18 protein-coding genes, 1 rRNA gene and 3 pseudogenes (1 of these 22 cut by a window edge) are annotated in these 17,500 nt (G+C 30.5%); 5 read left to right on the top strand and 17 right to left on the bottom strand.

Annotated features, from left to right (window positions below):
* The 12 genes and pseudogenes from SULYE_RS00005 to SULYE_RS00060 form a co-directional block, all read right to left on the bottom strand.
* Positions 1–302: pseudogene (locus SULYE_RS00005) on the bottom strand (hypothetical protein); the annotation flags it as partial.
* A gap of 56 nt (positions 303–358) precedes the next feature.
* Positions 359–955 carry a hypothetical protein gene (locus tag SULYE_RS00010; RefSeq protein WP_007545331.1) on the bottom strand — a complete coding sequence of 199 codons (597 nt, stop codon included), beginning with the start codon at positions 953–955 and terminating at the stop codon, positions 359–361.
* Between the two features lie 61 nt (positions 956–1,016).
* A complete protein-coding gene (locus SULYE_RS00015) occupies positions 1,017–1,610 on the bottom strand; it encodes a hypothetical protein (RefSeq protein ID WP_043988950.1) in 594 nt (197 codons plus the stop codon).
* Positions 1,611–1,637: 27 nt separating this feature from the next.
* Entirely contained in the window at positions 1,638–2,453 is an 816-nt protein-coding gene (locus tag SULYE_RS00020; RefSeq protein WP_007545335.1) for a hypothetical protein, read from the bottom strand.
* A gap of 62 nt (positions 2,454–2,515) precedes the next feature.
* Entirely contained in the window at positions 2,516–2,995 is a 480-nt protein-coding gene (locus SULYE_RS00025) for a hypothetical protein (protein WP_007545336.1), read from the bottom strand.
* Between the two features lie 73 nt (positions 2,996–3,068).
* Positions 3,069–3,662, bottom strand: coding sequence for a hypothetical protein (locus SULYE_RS00030; protein WP_156784740.1), 594 nt, complete (start codon positions 3,660–3,662; stop codon positions 3,069–3,071).
* A gap of 17 nt (positions 3,663–3,679) precedes the next feature.
* Positions 3,680–4,252: a hypothetical protein gene (locus SULYE_RS00035; RefSeq protein ID WP_007545338.1), complete on the bottom strand. Its 573-nt coding sequence runs from the start codon at positions 4,250–4,252 to the stop codon at positions 3,680–3,682.
* Positions 4,253–4,735 (bottom strand): lysozyme inhibitor LprI family protein, encoded by a 483-nt coding sequence (locus SULYE_RS00040; protein ID WP_007545339.1) that lies wholly within the window; start codon positions 4,733–4,735, stop codon positions 4,253–4,255.
* A 63-nt stretch (positions 4,736–4,798) separates the two neighbouring features.
* Positions 4,799–6,925 (bottom strand): ferrous iron transport protein B, encoded by a 2,127-nt coding sequence (gene feoB / locus SULYE_RS00045; protein ID WP_007545340.1) that lies wholly within the window; start codon positions 6,923–6,925, stop codon positions 4,799–4,801.
* Positions 6,919–7,149, bottom strand: a complete 231-nt coding sequence (locus SULYE_RS00050; protein WP_007545341.1) for a FeoA family protein — start codon at positions 7,147–7,149, stop codon at positions 6,919–6,921. The genes feoB and SULYE_RS00050 overlap by 7 nt, the downstream gene beginning before the upstream one ends.
* 52 nt (positions 7,150–7,201) lie before the next feature.
* The gene (locus SULYE_RS00055) at positions 7,202–7,915 is read right to left on the bottom strand and encodes a hypothetical protein (protein WP_007545342.1); all 714 of its coding nucleotides are present in this window, start codon (positions 7,913–7,915) and stop codon (positions 7,202–7,204) included.
* Positions 7,912–8,094 carry a hypothetical protein gene (locus SULYE_RS00060; protein ID WP_007545344.1) on the bottom strand — a complete coding sequence of 61 codons (183 nt, stop codon included), beginning with the start codon at positions 8,092–8,094 and terminating at the stop codon, positions 7,912–7,914. Before SULYE_RS00060 ends, SULYE_RS00055 begins: the two co-directional genes overlap by 4 nt.
* Positions 8,095–8,511: 417 nt before the next feature.
* Here SULYE_RS00060 and SULYE_RS00065 point away from each other — a divergent pair, with 417 nt between their 5' ends.
* The 3 genes from SULYE_RS00065 to SULYE_RS00075 all read left to right on the top strand — a co-directional run bounded on the left by SULYE_RS00065 (position 8,512) and on the right by SULYE_RS00075 (position 11,623).
* Complete coding sequence (locus tag SULYE_RS00065; protein WP_007545345.1) at positions 8,512–9,891, top strand: hypothetical protein; 1,380 nt, start codon at positions 8,512–8,514, stop codon at positions 9,889–9,891.
* A 266-nt stretch (positions 9,892–10,157) separates the two neighbouring features.
* Entirely contained in the window at positions 10,158–10,688 is a 531-nt protein-coding gene (locus SULYE_RS00070) for an FMN-binding protein (protein ID WP_007545349.1), read from the top strand.
* Positions 10,685–11,623 carry a hypothetical protein gene (locus SULYE_RS00075; protein WP_007545351.1) on the top strand — a complete coding sequence of 313 codons (939 nt, stop codon included), beginning with the start codon at positions 10,685–10,687 and terminating at the stop codon, positions 11,621–11,623. Before SULYE_RS00070 ends, SULYE_RS00075 begins: the two co-directional genes overlap by 4 nt.
* Here SULYE_RS00075 and SULYE_RS00080 read toward each other — a convergent pair.
* The 5 genes and pseudogenes from SULYE_RS00080 to SULYE_RS08275 form a co-directional block, all read right to left on the bottom strand.
* The gene (locus SULYE_RS00080; protein ID WP_007545353.1) at positions 11,604–12,485 is read right to left on the bottom strand and encodes an FAD:protein FMN transferase; all 882 of its coding nucleotides are present in this window, start codon (positions 12,483–12,485) and stop codon (positions 11,604–11,606) included. The genes SULYE_RS00075 and SULYE_RS00080 overlap by 20 nt on opposite strands.
* Positions 12,486–12,754: 269 nt before the next feature.
* A complete protein-coding gene (locus SULYE_RS08270) occupies positions 12,755–12,895 on the bottom strand; it encodes a hypothetical protein (protein WP_007545355.1) in 141 nt (46 codons plus the stop codon).
* A gap of 526 nt (positions 12,896–13,421) precedes the next feature.
* Positions 13,422–16,031: a [protein-PII] uridylyltransferase gene (gene glnD / locus SULYE_RS00085; protein ID WP_007545356.1), complete on the bottom strand. Its 2,610-nt coding sequence runs from the start codon at positions 16,029–16,031 to the stop codon at positions 13,422–13,424.
* 140 nt (positions 16,032–16,171) lie between these two features.
* Positions 16,172–16,431: pseudogene (locus SULYE_RS07965) on the bottom strand (IS5-like element ISSulsp1 family transposase); the annotation flags it as partial.
* Positions 16,432–16,596 carry a hypothetical protein gene (locus SULYE_RS08275; RefSeq protein ID WP_007545360.1) on the bottom strand — a complete coding sequence of 55 codons (165 nt, stop codon included), beginning with the start codon at positions 16,594–16,596 and terminating at the stop codon, positions 16,432–16,434.
* A 49-nt stretch (positions 16,597–16,645) separates the two neighbouring features.
* Here SULYE_RS08275 and SULYE_RS00090 point away from each other — a divergent pair.
* Together SULYE_RS00090 and SULYE_RS00095 are read left to right on the top strand one after the other, a co-directional pair.
* A pseudogene (locus tag SULYE_RS00090) lies at positions 16,646–17,176 on the top strand (integrase core domain-containing protein); the annotation flags it as partial.
* Between the two features lie 72 nt (positions 17,177–17,248).
* Positions 17,249–17,500 (top strand): 16S ribosomal RNA (locus tag SULYE_RS00095); it runs 1,273 nt beyond the window's last position.

Raw genomic sequence — 17,500 nt, forward strand, 5'->3', positions numbered from 1 at the left:
TGACCGATTGAAATTATATCTAATCTTCTGAATTTCTTTTGGCTATCTATTTTCCTTGATAAATAAAAGGAAATTGCAGAAAACGTATGGGCAGAGATATTGTTTCTATAACCTTTTACAATAACATCTTTTTCTCCGTCTCCATCTAAATCAATATAATCTATACCATTGGAAATAAAGGTTGACCAAGTTATATTTTGCTTTAAAGTTTTTATTTTTTCTCTCTCCCCACTAAATCCATGCTTTGGCAAAATAAACAGTATAAAAACTAATAAAATCCAGAAAATTTTGAGCCTTCTCATGTGCGTTCTCTCTCCATTCCTATTCTCTCAGAACTTTAAATTCTTAAGCAATTACCTTACTTTACCTCCTTTGCACATTTTTTTAGTTTTCTCATATCTTCAATTAATTCCTTTTTTGGTCCAAGATGTTTATTTTTGTCATAATGTTGTAGTATATATTTATAAAATTCAATTGTTTTTTGGATAGACATCCAGTGACCACACGGAAAAGGAGGCTCCTCTGGCGGACTATCCCATACTATTTTCCAAGTATTGTTTATTTTAATAAGCTTATAAACTTTGATTTCTGTATCTTTACCAATTTCACAGGATCCATCGTTTGCACATACTCCACAGAAATCATGTTTTACTGTTACTTCTGCTGTATTATCTTTTATTGATGTTTTTAAAATAGATATATTGGCTAAGATATCTACTCCGCCGCCCCATTTTTCATCTAAGTATTTCTCTCCATTAAGAATAAACTTTACTACATCTTTACAATAATTAGGATTATTATCAATAAAACTTGTATTAGCTCTATTTATTATAAATTGCTTAACAACTTCTTCTGGTTTTGTAAAATCTTTATTATTTTCTTCACTATATCCTTGCTTTGGTAAAATAAACAATATAAAAACCAACAAAATCCAGAAAATTTTGAGCCTTCTCATGTGCGTTCTCTCTCCATTCCTACTCTCCCAGAACTTCAAACTCTTAAACAATTGCATCATTTTACTCCTTTGCACATTTTTTTATTTTTTTCATATCCTTAATTAATTTCTTTTTTGGTCCAAGGTATTTATATTCGTTGTAATGTTGCAATATATATTCATAAAGTTTAATTGCCTTTGGGACAGATATCCAATCATCACATGGAAAAGGGGGTTCATCTGGCGGACTATCCCATACTATTTTCCATGTGTTATCCACTTTGACAAGGTTGTATACTACAATCTCTGTCCATTTAGCAGGCCCTCCACTCAAATCACCTGATAATCCGCCGCAAAATTTAAGTTTTACTTTTACTTTAGCAGTATTCCCTTTTATTGATACATCTAAGATAGAAAAGTTTCCCAAAATATCTAATCCAGCTCCTAAAACTTGGTCTAAATACTTCTCTCCATTAAGAATAAACTTTACTACATCTTTACAATAATTAGGATTATTATCGATAAAATTTGATATGTTAGCTCTATTTATTATAAATTGCTTTACAACTTCTTCTGGCTTTGTAAAATCTTTGGTTTTATCCTCACCATATCCTTGTTTTGATAAAATAAATAATATAAAAACTAATAAAATCCAGAAAATTTTAAATCTCATCATATCTATTCTCCTTTTTAAATAAAATTTCTAATTACTCATTGTGGTTAGCTTTGTTTGATAAGTTTGCTTCCGTTGGCATTTCTTAACCTCCTTTTTTATTTTTTCAAGCTCTTTTATTACTGTCAGAATTTCTTTTTTTATTTTTGGTGTAATAATATCTGGAATTACTTCGCTTATATAATTTTGAGGATCTTCGTCAGCTGCTTGTAAATATACAACTTTATACTGTTTGATTATTGCACAAACAGGTACAGGCAATAAATATAAATCTATTTTTGTTATTTTTGCGGATGGAAAAAACAATCTCCACCCTTTATCAGTTTTTATAAAATAATAGTCTATTATCTCTTTACCTTTTTCAAAGCAAAATCCTGCTTTACATCCTTTTTTCGAATGATACAGTATACCTATATGAAATTTTCCAATTTTTGTATATGAAACTTTGACTATTTTTAAATTAACATTTTTAATGTTTATAAACTTCGTATTAATAATTTTATAATTTCTAAAAATTATATAACTTTGATAACTAAAAGCATCAGGCGTACCTTCAAGAATTAAACCTGTTTTAACAAGTTTATCTTCAAGATTATTTTCATCCTTTTCTTGTTTTTTGTTCCAGTATTCAGAAGGAAAGATGAATTTTTCTAACCCATACCTCTGAACAATTGCCCCCCAAACAGTCCCGTCCATATTTTCATCACTACAATAGTTATATCCTGCATCATGTAACACTTTTATAATCTCTTCAGGAGTGTACTCTTTTTTCTCCTCAAACCCCTGTACAGGCAGAATAAACAACATAAAAACCAACAAAATCCAGAAAATTTTGAGCCTTCTCATATGCATCCCCTCTTTTTTAATTAAAAGCAATAATCATTTTTGACTTTAATACAAACCATCCCTTATCTATAAGTTATTATTACAATTCTATCCTTCAAAAGATAAGCTAAACTATTTCCTGTTACCGAAGATTGAGTAAAACAATAAGAGCATGGTTTTTCACTAAAAAATGGATTTACATTAGCAATTTTGCTATGATATTTTGCAAATAATTCTTTTTCCTTGCTCGGAAAATAGTAGTAGTATAAATAATCGTAATCTTTTTTATTTTCCGCATAAATTAAAACCTGAGATGAAATGACTTTAAAGTCTGATAAACTCGGCACATCTATAGTATAGTTTGGCTTTATAGTTTTTCCTTTTTCCGATTTTAAAATAGAGTTGATATCCCAGCATAATATAAAAAACTTGTTGTTTTTATAGTCATAATCACAAAGGATTTGGTGGTCTATGTAATTAGAAAATCTTAAATCACTTTTACCCAACTCTGTAAGTTTATTAAGTTGATAATCATAAATATAAAATTTTCCAGTTTTATACATCAATAGCTTATTATCAGGTAAAATATAAAGAACTTTCCAGTTTGCATCAAATGAATTAGGTATTCTAATTAGCTTAATTCCATCCCATTTTTAAAAATTGATTATCTATGTATGATTTATTATTAATGCTAACTATAAGCGTATTGTCTAAAGCATCAAAGGCTTTAAATTCGATATTTGCAAGAATTTTTTTAATTTCACCAGTTCTTAAATTTAAAGCGTATATGTAATCATTTTCAAAAGTTTTTAAATAAACCGTATCTGTTTTTGAAGCACATCCTATAATATCGTAAATATTTTCTATAGGTATGTTTATTTCTTTAACTTTCATTTTTTGAGTGTTATTATATTGAAACAGATCAATATCTTTTAATGAGATAATCCTTAACTTCTTTTGAAGTGATTCTGCACTGTTTCCAATAACTAATGTATCATCACCGCACCATGTCATTGGTGTACCGGGTTCAATATATGCAAAAATTTGATATTCTATCTTATCTTTATCAACTTTTATTTTTAAATTAACACTCTTTTCATCAAAAACTGATTTTTCGTTTTTCTCTTTTCCGAACCCTTGTCCCTGCAAAAAAACTACTACAAAAATCAGCACTACCCAAAACTTCCTAAACCATCTCATATATGTCTCCTTTCCAGCTTTATTTAACATTGCTATACAGAAAGCCCTTATCTACTTTCTGTTGATAAATTTACATCCTTAGAGCTTACTTTTTCCAATTTTAATTTACTAAAAATTTCTCTATATTTTTTAACGACTTCATTAAAATTCTTACTTTCAATAACTTTAGTAGAACCATGTTTATAAATTACTCTGAACTTTTTTCTATCTGTAGCTACCAAATTACCATTAATGTCATACAACTCGTAATATTCACAAGCAGAACAATTGCCTAAATTAGAATAGTATAGCTCAATAAACCATTTGTTATTTTTACTCTTATAGCATGTTATTTCAGAAATTGAATGATCTAATTTTAGCAAAGTTGAAGATGAAACTATTTTCTTACTCCTGATAATAATATATTGGCTATCTGATAAGCAAGGTAAATAAGGTTTTTCTTTATAAATACAGTGTGTAATTACCTTAACATCAACCCCTCCACAACTAAAATCTGTTTGAACTGTATAGTTTTGTTTAATATTCTCACCCCAACTTTGCCCCTGCAAAACAATTAATATAAAAATTGATATTACCCAAAAATTTTTAAACTTTTTCAATCGATATGCTATATCAAGCATTTACTTATTTTTAACCCTCTTATTTAGTTTAAAATGTTCTTTTCTATCTAACTGCCATTCTTTTACATAAAAATCATATGCTTCTAACATTTTCACTCTTCTAGAGACTATGTCTAATTTTTCTCCCATTATCATTACTGGAATCATAGTACCAATTCCTAAGTAAAGATTATCTAAAAACTTAAACTCGGCATCTCTAAATTTAACCCATTGTAGTTGACTTTGTTTTAAAAGTTCCCTTTCTTCTGGAGAAAGTTTTTTTATTAACTCCTTATAAATTCTATTTAGTTCTTTATCCCACTTATCTAAAGCTTGAGATGAACAGCTTAACATCCCTGCTGTAGTGTAATTTTCTCTTTCCATACATTTTTCTAACCATATATCTATCGGATGCTTTTTTTCTTTCTCCTCACTAAATCCTACGGTGGGTAAAATAAGCAATATAAAAGCTACTAAAAGTCTGGAAATTTTAAGCCTTCTCATATGTATCCTTTGACTTTAATATAAACACTTTTTTATCTATGAGATATTATACTTTAAGTCTTCTCACCTAATCAAATTGTAAATTATGAAACTAACAATCCAAGCAGATGTAAAGTTTATCAAAATAGATATAAACATCCATCTATAACTGTTTAGTTCTTGTTTTATTGCAAAAACTGTTGCAAGACAGGGAGTGTATAAAAGCAAGAAAACTAAAAAAGAGTAAGCTTGAGCAGGTGTAAAGCTTTCTTTTAATACAGAGCCAAGACCTTTAAACTCATCCTCTTCTTTTTCTGTTTTTACAAGCCCAAAAGTAGAAGCCAAATCTTTAAAAAGACTTACATTAGCATCTATAAAGCCGCTAAAAATCTCATTTAATCCTTCTTGAAAGGATAAACTTTTCTTTTCTTCTTTCAACTCTTCTCCAACATAAATATTACTCATTGTTGATAGTACTACTTCCTTAGCTACAAAACCAGAAAATAATGAAGCTGTTGCTTGCCAAGTTCCAAATCCAAGAGGCTCAAAAATTACCGATACTTTTTGAGAAATCTGAGCAAGTAAAGACTCATCTTTTTTAGCTCCAAAAGGAATGTTTGTTAAAAACCAAACTATGATTGAGGTTGCAAAAATAAACGTTCCAGCTTCAACAATAAAAGATTTTACACGTACCCAAGCATTGTTTAGAATGTATTTAAATGTTGGCATTCTGTAAGGTGGTAGCTCTAAAATGAAAACTTCAGACTTTGTCTTAAAATAAAACTTATTAAGCAATGTCGCTACGATTACAGCAACTAAAATCCCAATCATATAAAGAGAGAATATAACTAAACCTTTTTGATTTTCAAAGAAAACGCTTACAAAAAATGCAAAAACGGTTAATCTTGCTCCACAAGACATAAAAGGAATCATTAAAGTTGTAAGGATTTTTTCTTTTTGGCTTTCAATCGTCCTTGTTGCATAAACAGCAGGAACGTTGCAACCAAAACCAAGAAGCAGTGGAATAAAAGATTTTCCGCTCAATCCAAAGCTACTCATAAACCTATCCATCAAAAACGCTGCACGGGATATATACCCACTTCCTTCTAAAAAAGAAATGACTATATACAGCACAAAAAGCACCGGAACAAAAGTAATAACAAATCCAACTCCACCTATTACAGCATCTGCCACGAAAGATTTAATAAGCTCCGATGCATTTAAAGACTCTAAAACCTGTAAAGCCCAGATACCAACTACTTCTAAAACTTTGTTTAGAAAATCAACGTAAGGAGAAGAAAGTTTAAATGTAATCTCAAAAGAAAGCCAAACCAAAAATAAAAATATCGGAATGCCAAAGTATTTATGTAAAAAGATTTTATCTAAAAATAATGAACCTTCTACTGTATTAACCGGCTCTTTTTTTACAGTTTGCTCGTAGATGCTTAACACTATCCCGTATCTCTCTTCAATAATCAAAGTTTTAACGTCTTTTCCATAGATGCTTTTAATTTTTTCTCTTAATTTTTCTAACTCTTGTGCAAGTGCATCGGAAAGATTATCTTTTAGACTTCCTTCTAAAAGAGATACTGCTAAATAGCGTTTAGGATACAAGTTCAAAAGAACAGGTTGATAAATCTCTACAAGTTTTAAAACTTCTTTTAAATACTTCTCAAATTCTACTTCAAAATGCTCACATTGGACAAACTTTTTATTTTCATATACTTGTATGATTTTGTCTAAAATCTCATCAATTCCAAGCCTTTTTTTAGCTGATGCAGGAATTACAGGACTGCATAAAAGATTTTCAAGCTTTTTAAAGTCAACAGATATTCCTTTTTCTACCGCCTCATCCCATATATTTAATACTACTACGATCGGAATCTCAAACTCTAATAACTGAGTTGTTAGATATAAATTTCTTTTTAGATTTGTAGAGTCTAAGATATTTAAAATCACATCCGGTTTTTCATTTAATAGATAATCAACCGTTATTTTTTCTTCTGCTGTTTGATTTCTTAGGCTGTAAATACCCGGTAAGTCAACAAATCTGATGATATAATCTTTATATATAATAATTGCTTCTTTTTTTTCTATTGTGACGCCCGGCCAGTTGCCAACTTTTAAATCAGTTCCGGCAATTTCATTAAGTAGAGCGGTTTTCCCAACGTTTGGGTTCCCTATTAAAGCAACTTTTATTTCTTTTAACATTTTTCTTCCACCAAGATTTTATAAGCTTCTGTTCTTCTTAGTGCAAGACAATAATCATGAAGTTTTATTTTTATAGGTCCACCAAAAGGTGCTACTTGTATAAGTTCTAATTCCGTTCCGGGTAGTATACCAAGCTCAAAAAGTTTTAGCTTCAAAGCCTCATCCATATCCACATCTTTCACAACAGCCTTACAACCTTCTTTTATATCTAATAGTCTTTTCATCTTCTTCCTTTAAATTAAGATTTAATCTCAATAATATTTATTATATGCTAAATCAAAAGAATCTGTATGTCAAACCGCCATAGAAAGAATAATCATTTTCTCCAGTAAAGTTTTCACCTATTCCGATACCTATCTCTATTTTACCCTTGGAATATCCTACACCAACCAATCCACCTTTTTTTGTTTGACTGCTGTAAGTAGAAAGATAAAAGCTTGTTATTACACTAAAATTATCGTTAATGTTATACTCTCCAGAAATAGACTGAAAAATTTCATTTTGTCCAACAATTCTATCCTTATGAACCATGAAAGATGAGTTTGCGTAAAAAGTAAACTTATCAACTTCTAACTGAGAAATCAAAGTAATTCCATAGCTTAAATGATGTTCACTAAACTTGCTATCTCTCTTTACAGGTATTCCAAGAAATGGCTTTATAGCAAAATTTAAATTTTCTCTCTCAAAAAATCTATACTTAACCTCAACAAAAGGGTCTGATATATCTGAGTAAGTATTTTCATAATTTTTTAAGTACCCAAAAGGAATGTTTAAAGCTAAATCAGTTTTATCGTTATATCCATACGTAAAATTAAAAATATAACTGCCTTCTCTATCTTCTGTGTTCTTTGTATAAAAAAAGTAATTTTCATTTTGAGAATTTCCTGTTCCAAGCGTTTCAGCATCATCCCATATAAGAGCTTTTTTACCGGCAAATGCAAAGCTTGGTATAATCAATACTGATAGTGAATATATCAAATACTTTCTCATTTACCAAAGCCTTCACTTTGTATAGTTTGTAAAGTTTGCATACTTTGCAAAGTCATTAGAATCTCATAATAAGATTCAAACATCTCAATTTTCCTTTCCTTAGAATCTAAGGAAGCTATAACTTTTGAATAAACTTTTGCCAGCTCTTCTACTCTTTCAATTAATTCTTTTGAGTGCATTGTCAAACCTCCGAAATTATTAGAAACTGAGATTTATTCTCAATTAAAATTTTAAAAGAGAAAATGATTTTAATCATAAATATTTTATACGTCGGGTGAGAAATTTAACAAAAACATGAGATTCTTCGCTTCGCTCAGAATGGCATATAAGGTTATCCTTCCTTTGATGCTTATCAATCAACCTTTCTCTGTCATCCTGAGGCTGTAAGCCGAAGGATCTCATTTTTAAATTTTATTAAAAAAATCTCCGATTTCTCACACAAGGTATTTTTAAATTCTATAAAAATTACTAATTTCTCACCCCAAGGTGTGATTTTAATCATAAATATTTTATGATTTAAAGGTGAATTAATCATATTGAAATTCAATCTCAAATTCTAAAATAATATATGAAAAAAATTTTAGGAGGTAATCATTATGAGGAAAACATTATTATCTATGGCTTTGTTATCTTCTGTAGCGTTGGCTCATGCTTCGGAAGATAAAATTAAAATACTTGAAGATCAGATAAAACATCTTAAAGAGGAAGTACAGAAGTTAAAACAAGAACAAGCTTCCGTTAAAGAAGTGAAAGAGGAGAATGAATCTATAAAAGAAGAGCTTAGAAAGTTAAAAATAGAGATAGCTATGCCAGAGCTTGAAGTTAAATCTTACTATGGAATGGGTCCCGCTGCATCTAAGGCTATGTTTAACCCTCGGGGTGTTTCCATAGGTGGATACGGAGAGCTAACTTTTGTACATAACAGTGTAAATGCAAGAGGGGGTGCAAAGAGCATAGCAGATGTTGAAAGGATCATTCTCTACCTTGGCTATGCCTTTGATGAGAAGCTGAAGTTCAACTCGGAATTTGAGCTTGAGCATGCTTCTACCTCTGGCTCTCATGGCACTGGTGGAGGTTATTTTAAATCAGAGTTTGCCTTTTTGGACTATAACTTCAGACCGGAGTTTGGGGTGAGAGGCGGTCTTTTACTCATGCCCGTGGGTATCATAAACGAGGTGCATGAGCCACCTACCTTTCCAAGTGCACAAAGACCCTTTTTTGAGCGTCGCATACTGCTCTCCACTTGGGAAGAGATGGGACTTGGTGTTTATGGTGCTATCAAAAACCTTGACTACAGGTTTTACATTACCAACGGCTTGATGTTAAAGGGTGGTGGTGATTACAATGCATTAGAACCACTAAAAACACTTAGACAGAGGGGTGCCAGGGCTGTGGCGGATAGGATAGGCTTTACTGGAAGGGTTGATTACACACTTCCCTACAACCTAAAGGCTGGCTTTTCTTTCTGGACGGGGGATGTGATGTCTAAGGGTGGTAACGATAGCCAGCTTGGACTGAGAAGGGGTACAAAGCTTGGAAGCATGACTATGATCTCCCCTCACCTTTGGTGGCAGTATGGGGGTTGGGATGTTAGGTTTGTGGGCGCCATTGTGGATGTAAATAACGCAGGGAAAATAACCGATGATCTTCAGGTGCCTGCAGATAGAACGAGTAAACCCATTCCATCCGAGCAAAAGGGTTATTATGTGCAAGTAGCATACGATATATTCAGACTATTTAAGATAGACAAGCAAGAGCTTTATGTTTTTGGCATTTATGAGGACTTTGACGTCCACGCAAAGGTTCCTCAAGGTTCCGATAAGCCAGCGGGACATAAGCTAAAGGTGTATAATGTGGGTCTATCCTACAAGCCCCACCCATTGGTGGCTATAAAAACCGACTACGTAAGGCTAAACTACAGCCCAAATAGGAAGGATGAAAACGAATACAGGTTAACCCTTGGCTTTATGTTTTAAATTTTATGAGGATGGAGAAAATGGCTAAAAACTTAGGCAGACTCTTGCCCCATGCTTCTCCTCCTCCCTCTTTTTACACAAGCAAAGCAGTTCAAAGCTCAAAAAGTCTTGGCGGAGATATACCCAATAACTTCTTCATCTAAGACCTCCTATTATTTAGCCGGTAGTTTATGCTGCCGGTTTTTTATATGATATGATAAAATTTATTTGGACTAAATCCCGGTTTTGAGACTATATTTATAAAATCATCAATTTTGGAGGTGTTTATGTTTAGATATGCCTTATATACTCTAATCCTTATATTTACTTTTTCTTTTGCTAATGAATCTAGAAAGCCAGAAGATGTTTTAAAAAGGATTTATCCAGGCTCTAATGTTGAAATAAAAAATTTAGTTCTTAATTCTCAACAGTTAGAATCAATTCAAAAACTTTCAGGAGTTAAATTTGATTCTAAGTTAGTCTCTATATATATTGTAAAGAAAGGACAAAATATAATAGCTTATGGCTATGTAGATACACATGTAGTAAGAACAAAGCCGGAGGTTGTTTTATACACAATAACTCCTGATTTTAAAATTGATGTTATAGAAGTACTACATTTTGGAGAACCCTTGGAATATCTTCCAGAGAAAAACTGGTTTGAAAATTTTAAAGGAAAAAGTTTAGATAATGATGGTCTTAAATTAAGGATTAGTATTCCCAATGTTTCCGGTGCTACTTTAACTTCAAGGGCAATCACGGACAGAGCAAGGCTTGCGATCGCAATCGTAAAAACCTTGTTTGGCGAGAAAAAATGAGATTTTTGATTACAAACGATATTAAGCTTAAAAAAAACATTTTTTATATAGTGCTATTTTTTAATATATTTTCTTTCTTATTTATTATATCTTCCATCTTTCAGTACAACATTACGTATGGATTTAGCTATGAAAGTTTGTATAAATACTTTTTTACAGACCCAGAATTTCCAGAAAAGGTTTCTGTAAAACAAGTAGTTGAAAATGTACATATCAATCTATTTTTAAATATGTTTCTCATTATAATAGTATCCTCAATTTTTAATGTATTTAACTTTACTCTAAGATTAAAAATGTTTCTTATTATTGCTTTCTTTATAAGCAGTGTTTTGTATTCTTTTTCTGACCTGATAGTGTATTATTTTGAAAGCTTCTTGTATTTTAAACCATTATCATTTTTAACATTTATTACTTTAGCATTTATAATGCTTATCCTCTCAACCTTTTACTTATTAAAAAAAAACATAAAACCATCCATAAAAGCAATTAAATTTATAATCATATTTTTTAGCTTTTTTACTTTAGTATTTATTGTTTTTAACTTTTTTATCTTTTATATTAAACTCGGACTTACACCAGAAAGCATAAAAGACTACTACTTAGGAAATCCGGAAAGATATGCAAAGCCTAAAACCTTAGAAGGACTGTTTAAAGTCTTTTATCCCCACTTGCTGAGTATGGCGTTATATTCTTTTACTGTTACCCATTTGTTACTTTTTACAGAATTAAAGAAAGTTATTAGTCTAACAATAGGTTTAATCTTATTTGTATCAAGCTTTTTAGATAATCTTTCTGGTCTGTTTATAAGATTTTTTAATGAATCCTTTGTTTATTTAAAAATGGTCTCTTTTATAATCTTTGAGCTATTTTCTCTTTTTGCCATAATTTATATTATCTTGGATGTAATTATATCATTTAAAACGGAAAAAACTTAATTTCTTCAAAAAAATCTAAGAAATTTCTATTAAACTCTATATTGCCATTTTCAAACACTAATAAATATCCAAACTTTGCATTTTTTAAGAATTTTTCTCTTTTGTTTTTATCCATTGCAAAGATTGCAGTTGATAAAGCATCAGTAAATGTGCATTCGTTATACACTACGCTAACTTGTAATAAGTCTGTTTTTTGTCCAATTATATGTTTTTGAAAATAGTTTCCTGATGTAGATACACATATATCTTTTTTTGCAATCCCTTCTGTTAATATTTTTTTTGTAATAGGATTGAAAATTCCTATATTTCTCTCATGACCCCATGATTTTAAGTCTCCGGCAATTGCTATGAAACCTTTATCCTTTTTAATAAATTCGTATGCTTTTTGTATAGCATAACCCTTTCCAATCCCACCCAAGTCTATAGCCATTCCTTTCTTTTTCAAGAAAACAGTCATATTTTTCTCGTCCAATACAATATCTTTATAATTTACAAGTTTTTTTGCTTGTCTTAGGTCTATTTCCTTGTCTCTTTTATATCTAATTGTTATGGCACCAACGGTTATATCAAAGGCTCCACCTGTAAGCTCTGATATTTCAATTGATTTTTTAATCACCTCAAAAGTTTCCGGACTAACTTTAACTGGTTTTATTCCTGCAAATTTATTTATTGCAGAAATTTCAGAGTCTTTTATATAATCAGATAATTTGTTTTCTAAATTTTTAAAAAATCTGTAAACTTCATATTCCGATTTTCCATCTATCTCTACTATGGCATAAGTACCCATAAGGTTAAAAACTTTTTCTTCACAATATACTTTTGAACTGAAGAATAATGTCAAAATTACAATTAAATAAACCATGTTTACACCTACTTATAAACTTAGTTTTAAGTATAATAAAATATCATTTATTAGAAGTTAAAATTTAAAAAGTTAAAGAGAGATCCTTCGGATCAATGTCCTTATAATGCTAAAATAGCAGACAAATAATCTCATAATTAATCTTTATAATTTCTCTTCCACTTCAGTATCTTAATACTTCTAAACAAATAAAAACTTATATTTTTTCAATCAGCTTACATCAAATAATTTTCAATCATAAAAACTTTTCTCAAGAGTTTTCAAACTATTTATATCTGCAAAGTCGTCAGTATCTTATAATAAGATTCAAAGATCTCAATTTTCTTTTCTTTGGAATCTAAGGAAGTTATAACTTTTGAATAAACTTTTGCCAACTCTTCTACTCTTTCAATTAATTCTTTAGAGCACATTTTAACTCCTCCTATCTTAAAACTTTTAATATTATAGCAATTGAGAATTAATCTCAATATGATTTAAATAAGAAAAAAACATGTTGTTAATATGATGAAAATCGTATATTAGATCAAAGTTTCAAGATAAATCTTTTGCATTTTAATGTGGGACGTTAGAGGTGGAAAGTTTACTATTTGAAACAAAAAACATAGGTCTAAGGATGCTGCAAAATTTTTGTAAGTTGTAGAGTGTGTATGTAAATATGCGTTGACTGAGAAATTGGGCAAAGGTAGAGATTCTTCGCCTGCTTCAGAACGACAAATAAGGTTACTTTTCTCTGATATTTATCAACCAACCTTTGACTGTCATCCTGAGGGCTTTAGCCCGAAGGATCTCCTTATCTAAATTTTGTAAAAATTCTTAATTTCTCACCCAAGGTATGTCAATTAATTTTTAGTCTTAGTTAAAATTTTAAAACACTCTCCATATAAGTTTTGTCTTAAATTGATAACAATAATATTATTCTACGTCTTACATTTCAAATTAACCATTTTTTAACAGCTCCAGTATCTCATTTTGAACTTTTTCCAGAAGCTTTTTGTCATAAACTTTCTCTTTATTTTTTGTTCTAATATAAAAAGCATCTCTAACTCTCAAACCCTGCGTTGAAGCTTTTACCATATGAACGTATAAATCGTACTTTGAGAATATTTTGATTATATCAAAAAGTAGCCCAACTCTATCTTCTCCAGAAATATCAAAGATTGTGTAATTTTCTGACATTTCATTGTCTATTTTTACATATGTAGGCGGTGGAACGGTGGAAGCTCTAAATCCTCTATCTCTTTTTCTTACCAAGTTCTCAAACTTTTCTTCTCCATTAATTACTTTTAAAAGCAAGTTTAAGAATTTCTCAAACTTTTGTTCATCAATAGCTTCTAAGCTTGAGGTTGAAACTTGGGTTTCTATAAGGTATATTCCATCTTTTCTTTCAAAGCTGTATACAGTAAGAATGTTAATATTTAAGTAAGTCAAAATTCCAGTGATTATTAGCAGCGGATTTTCTATGTTTTTAACGGCTATTACAACATCAGAATATCCTGCTCCTATGTTTTTCTCAAAGGTGGTAGTAAGTGTAAGATTTTCTTCTATAAGCTTATCTTCTAACTTTATATGTTTTACTATATCTTGTAGTGGTGTAGATAAAATATAGTAATCTGAAAGTCTGTTTAAATGAAATTCTGCTTTTTTTTTAGAAAGCTCTAAGGTTAAAAGTTCAAGGAGTTTTCGCTTTTTATCTTCAAATCTCTTTTGAATTTGTGTTTCCAAATCTTCAATGCTACTGCTTTCTAAGTATTCAGAAGCTTTGTTATAAAGCTCCATCAATAATGCAAACTTCCAGTCATTCCAAGCTCCAGAGCCTACAGCGTTTGCATCACACCATGTTAAAACTGTTAGCATGTTTAAAAGTTCTTTGTTTTTGATAACTTTAACGAAATCTTCAATAACTCTTGGTTCGTGTAGGTTTCTCCTTTGTGAGATGTGAGCCATATCTAAGTGATGTCTTACTAAAAAGCTTACAGTTTCTATATCTTTTAAAGGATAACCAAATCTATCTAAAATATCTCTTGTCATTTCTGCACCAAGGACGCTATGGTCTGCCTTATGTCCTTTTCCGATATCATGTAAAAATATTGCCCAGATTAATAAGTCTTTTCTTTGTATTTCTTTGTAAATCTCAAAGATTTTTATTTTTTGAAAGCTGTCAATCTTAGGAAGGTTTTCTAACTCTTCTAAAGCTTTGATAGCATGGGCATCGGTTGTATACTTATGATAATGGTCGTATTGAAAATGACATCTTTGAAATCCAAACTCAGGAATTAAATCATCAAGTACATAAAAATCTTGCATTCTTTTTAGCGTTTTTGGAAGGTTGTTTATTGAAGAAAATATTTCTCTAACAATCTCTTTTAGGTCATCAGATAGTTTTTTACCTTTTAAGAATCTTTCATTTTTTCTAAGCAAATATTCAAGGTTAGAAGAAAAATTTAAGCCGTATTTTTTAAAGTATTTAAAAGCCTTTAAAATGTTCCTCTCCGGCTCTTTTTCAAACTTTTTAGAGTTTAAAACATCTATTTCAGAAGATGTTTTTATAAACATATCATCAATTGGAATATATTCTTCGTATGAACTTTCTGACTCTGTAAGATTTTTTAGTATTCTGTTTGTTATGTTATTGATCGACCTTGCGTTCAAGTAGTAAAGCTTCATCATTCTCTCAACGCTTTCTCTCAAGGTTTCATAATCTGCATTTTCGGGAGCATAACCAAGCTTTTTAGCCACTTCTTCCTGTAATGCAAAGGTTAAAACATCACATTTTTTATTGCATAACAAATGCATCTGATTTCTTATTCTTAACAGAAAATCATAAGCATTCATCAATTCTATGTATTCTTCTTCAAGGATTATGTTTTTTTCTACAAAGTATCTATAATCGTTAACATCGTCTAAAACTTTCGCTATCCAAAATACTTCATGAAAATCCCTAAGACCACCTTCGCCTTCTTTAACATGCGGCTCCATCAGATAAATGCTGCTTCCTGTGTTGCTGTATCTAACCTTCCTTGCTTTTAGCGTAGCTTCTATGTATGCTTTTCTTTTAGACCTTATTAGTTTTTTAAATTTTTCTGACAATGTTCTATATATATCTTCATTTCCACATAGAAATCTACCTTGAAGTAGTGCTGTTGCTACTGTTAAATCTTCTTTTGACAAATCTAAAAAAGTTTTAATATTTCTGGGAGAAAATCCAACGTCGCATTTTAAATCCAGCAAACAATAGTAAAAATTTTCTATGCCAATTTTTAGACTTTCTATATCTTCTGTGTTATAAACTATTGAGATATCTATATCAGATTTAAAACATAACTCTCTTCTTCCATAGCCACCAAGTACTATAATTGATATCTCATTAAGATTTGGAAAAGAAATTCTCGCAAACTCTTTGATTGTTTGGTCTGTTAAATCTGATAACTCTTTAACAATTGTTAGTGCACTTTCTCCAGCATAATGTTTTGCTATAAGCTCTTTTTTTGCTTTGTGGTAGTTATCTAAAATATGTTGTTTTTTATTTACTTCTAATGCCGTTTCCATTTTTAGCTCCTTTTAGAATAAGTTGATTACATAAGCAATCTAAATTACTGCTAATAAATTATATATTATTAATTTTAGTATATCGCATTAATCTAAGATAAAAGCTTATACAAAGAGTTTAGAGATTGTCAGGAGAAAATATTTTCATTAAGTTGTTTAACTCTATAATGATAGTCATTCAAAGAAGGAGTTTTAAAACCAAGATATTTAAGTTCTTGAAGAACTTCTCTATAAGAATATTGTTTTAGTGTTTGATATAGAAATATGGCTATTATAAATTCATCTTTGTACTTTCTTGGTCTACCTCTTTGACTATTTTCTTTTCTTTACATTCAATCTTTTTAAAAAATCTTTTTGTAAGTTTGTAGATTTGTTTAAATGACAGTCCTGTTTTTTTCATTCATACAAACGCTCCATTTTTTGATTTTGTGTATTTAATTTTAACTGAGAAATTAATTTTGGAACAGCCTCTTTCTTGAGTTGTTATACCATTTGGGAAAAGTTCTTTTACTAATTCTTCAGTTGATCTGTCTAATATTTTTTCAAAGTATTCTTTTTTATTCATTACTACTCCTCCTTATAGTTTTATTTAGACACAACATTATTTTAACTCCTGTAGAAAAGTTTATATCTTTGTAGCCAAAGATGTAAAAACAAGAATCTCCTTTACTTTTGCATATGACAGGCTAAACAGTAAAAATGCGAAAGACTTTTTAGAGAAATTGATAAAAGCAATGCCATTTGAGATAAAAGGTATACAAACAGATAATGGCAGTGAATTCTTAGGCGAGTTTACCAAAGCATTAAAGAAAAAAGATATAAAACATTATTTTAACTATCCAAGATATCCAAAAGGGCAGGCATATGTAGAGAGAATGAATAGGACATTACAGGATGAATTTATCATGTACTACGAAGATTATGAATTAAAAGATGTTTATGAGTTTAATAAAAAAATGATGGAGTATATGCTATGGTATAACATAGAAAGACCTCATCATAGTTTAAACAAAAAATCACCTTTACAATACTTTTGTGATATTATAAATTCAAGAAAATCGGAATTTTCCCAAACTGGTATAACCTATACACAAAAAATCAGCTTGACAAAAGAAATCAAAAGTGATAGAATTTTTATCTGCTAAAAATCGACTGAGATAAAGGACCTTGGCAAATGAATAAGGAAGCTAAGAGATGGGCGAGGTCTTCAAAAGATTCTTTTGGAGAGTTTGATCCTGGCTCAGCGCGAACGTTGGCGGCGTGCCTAACACATGCAAGTCGTGGGGCAGCAGGCTACTACCTTCGGGTAGTAGTGCTGGCGACCGGCAAACGGGTGAGTAACACGTAGCTTACCTACCCATAGGTTGGGGATAACATCCCGAAAGGGGTGCTAATACCCAATAATGAGGAGGCTCCAAAGCCCTTATGGGTGCCTATGGATGGGGCTGCGTCCCATCAGCTAGTTGGTG

The sequence above is a fragment of the Sulfurihydrogenibium yellowstonense SS-5 genome (assembly GCF_000173615.1).
Taxonomy (GTDB): Bacteria; Aquificota; Aquificia; order Aquificales; family Hydrogenothermaceae; genus Sulfurihydrogenibium; species Sulfurihydrogenibium yellowstonense.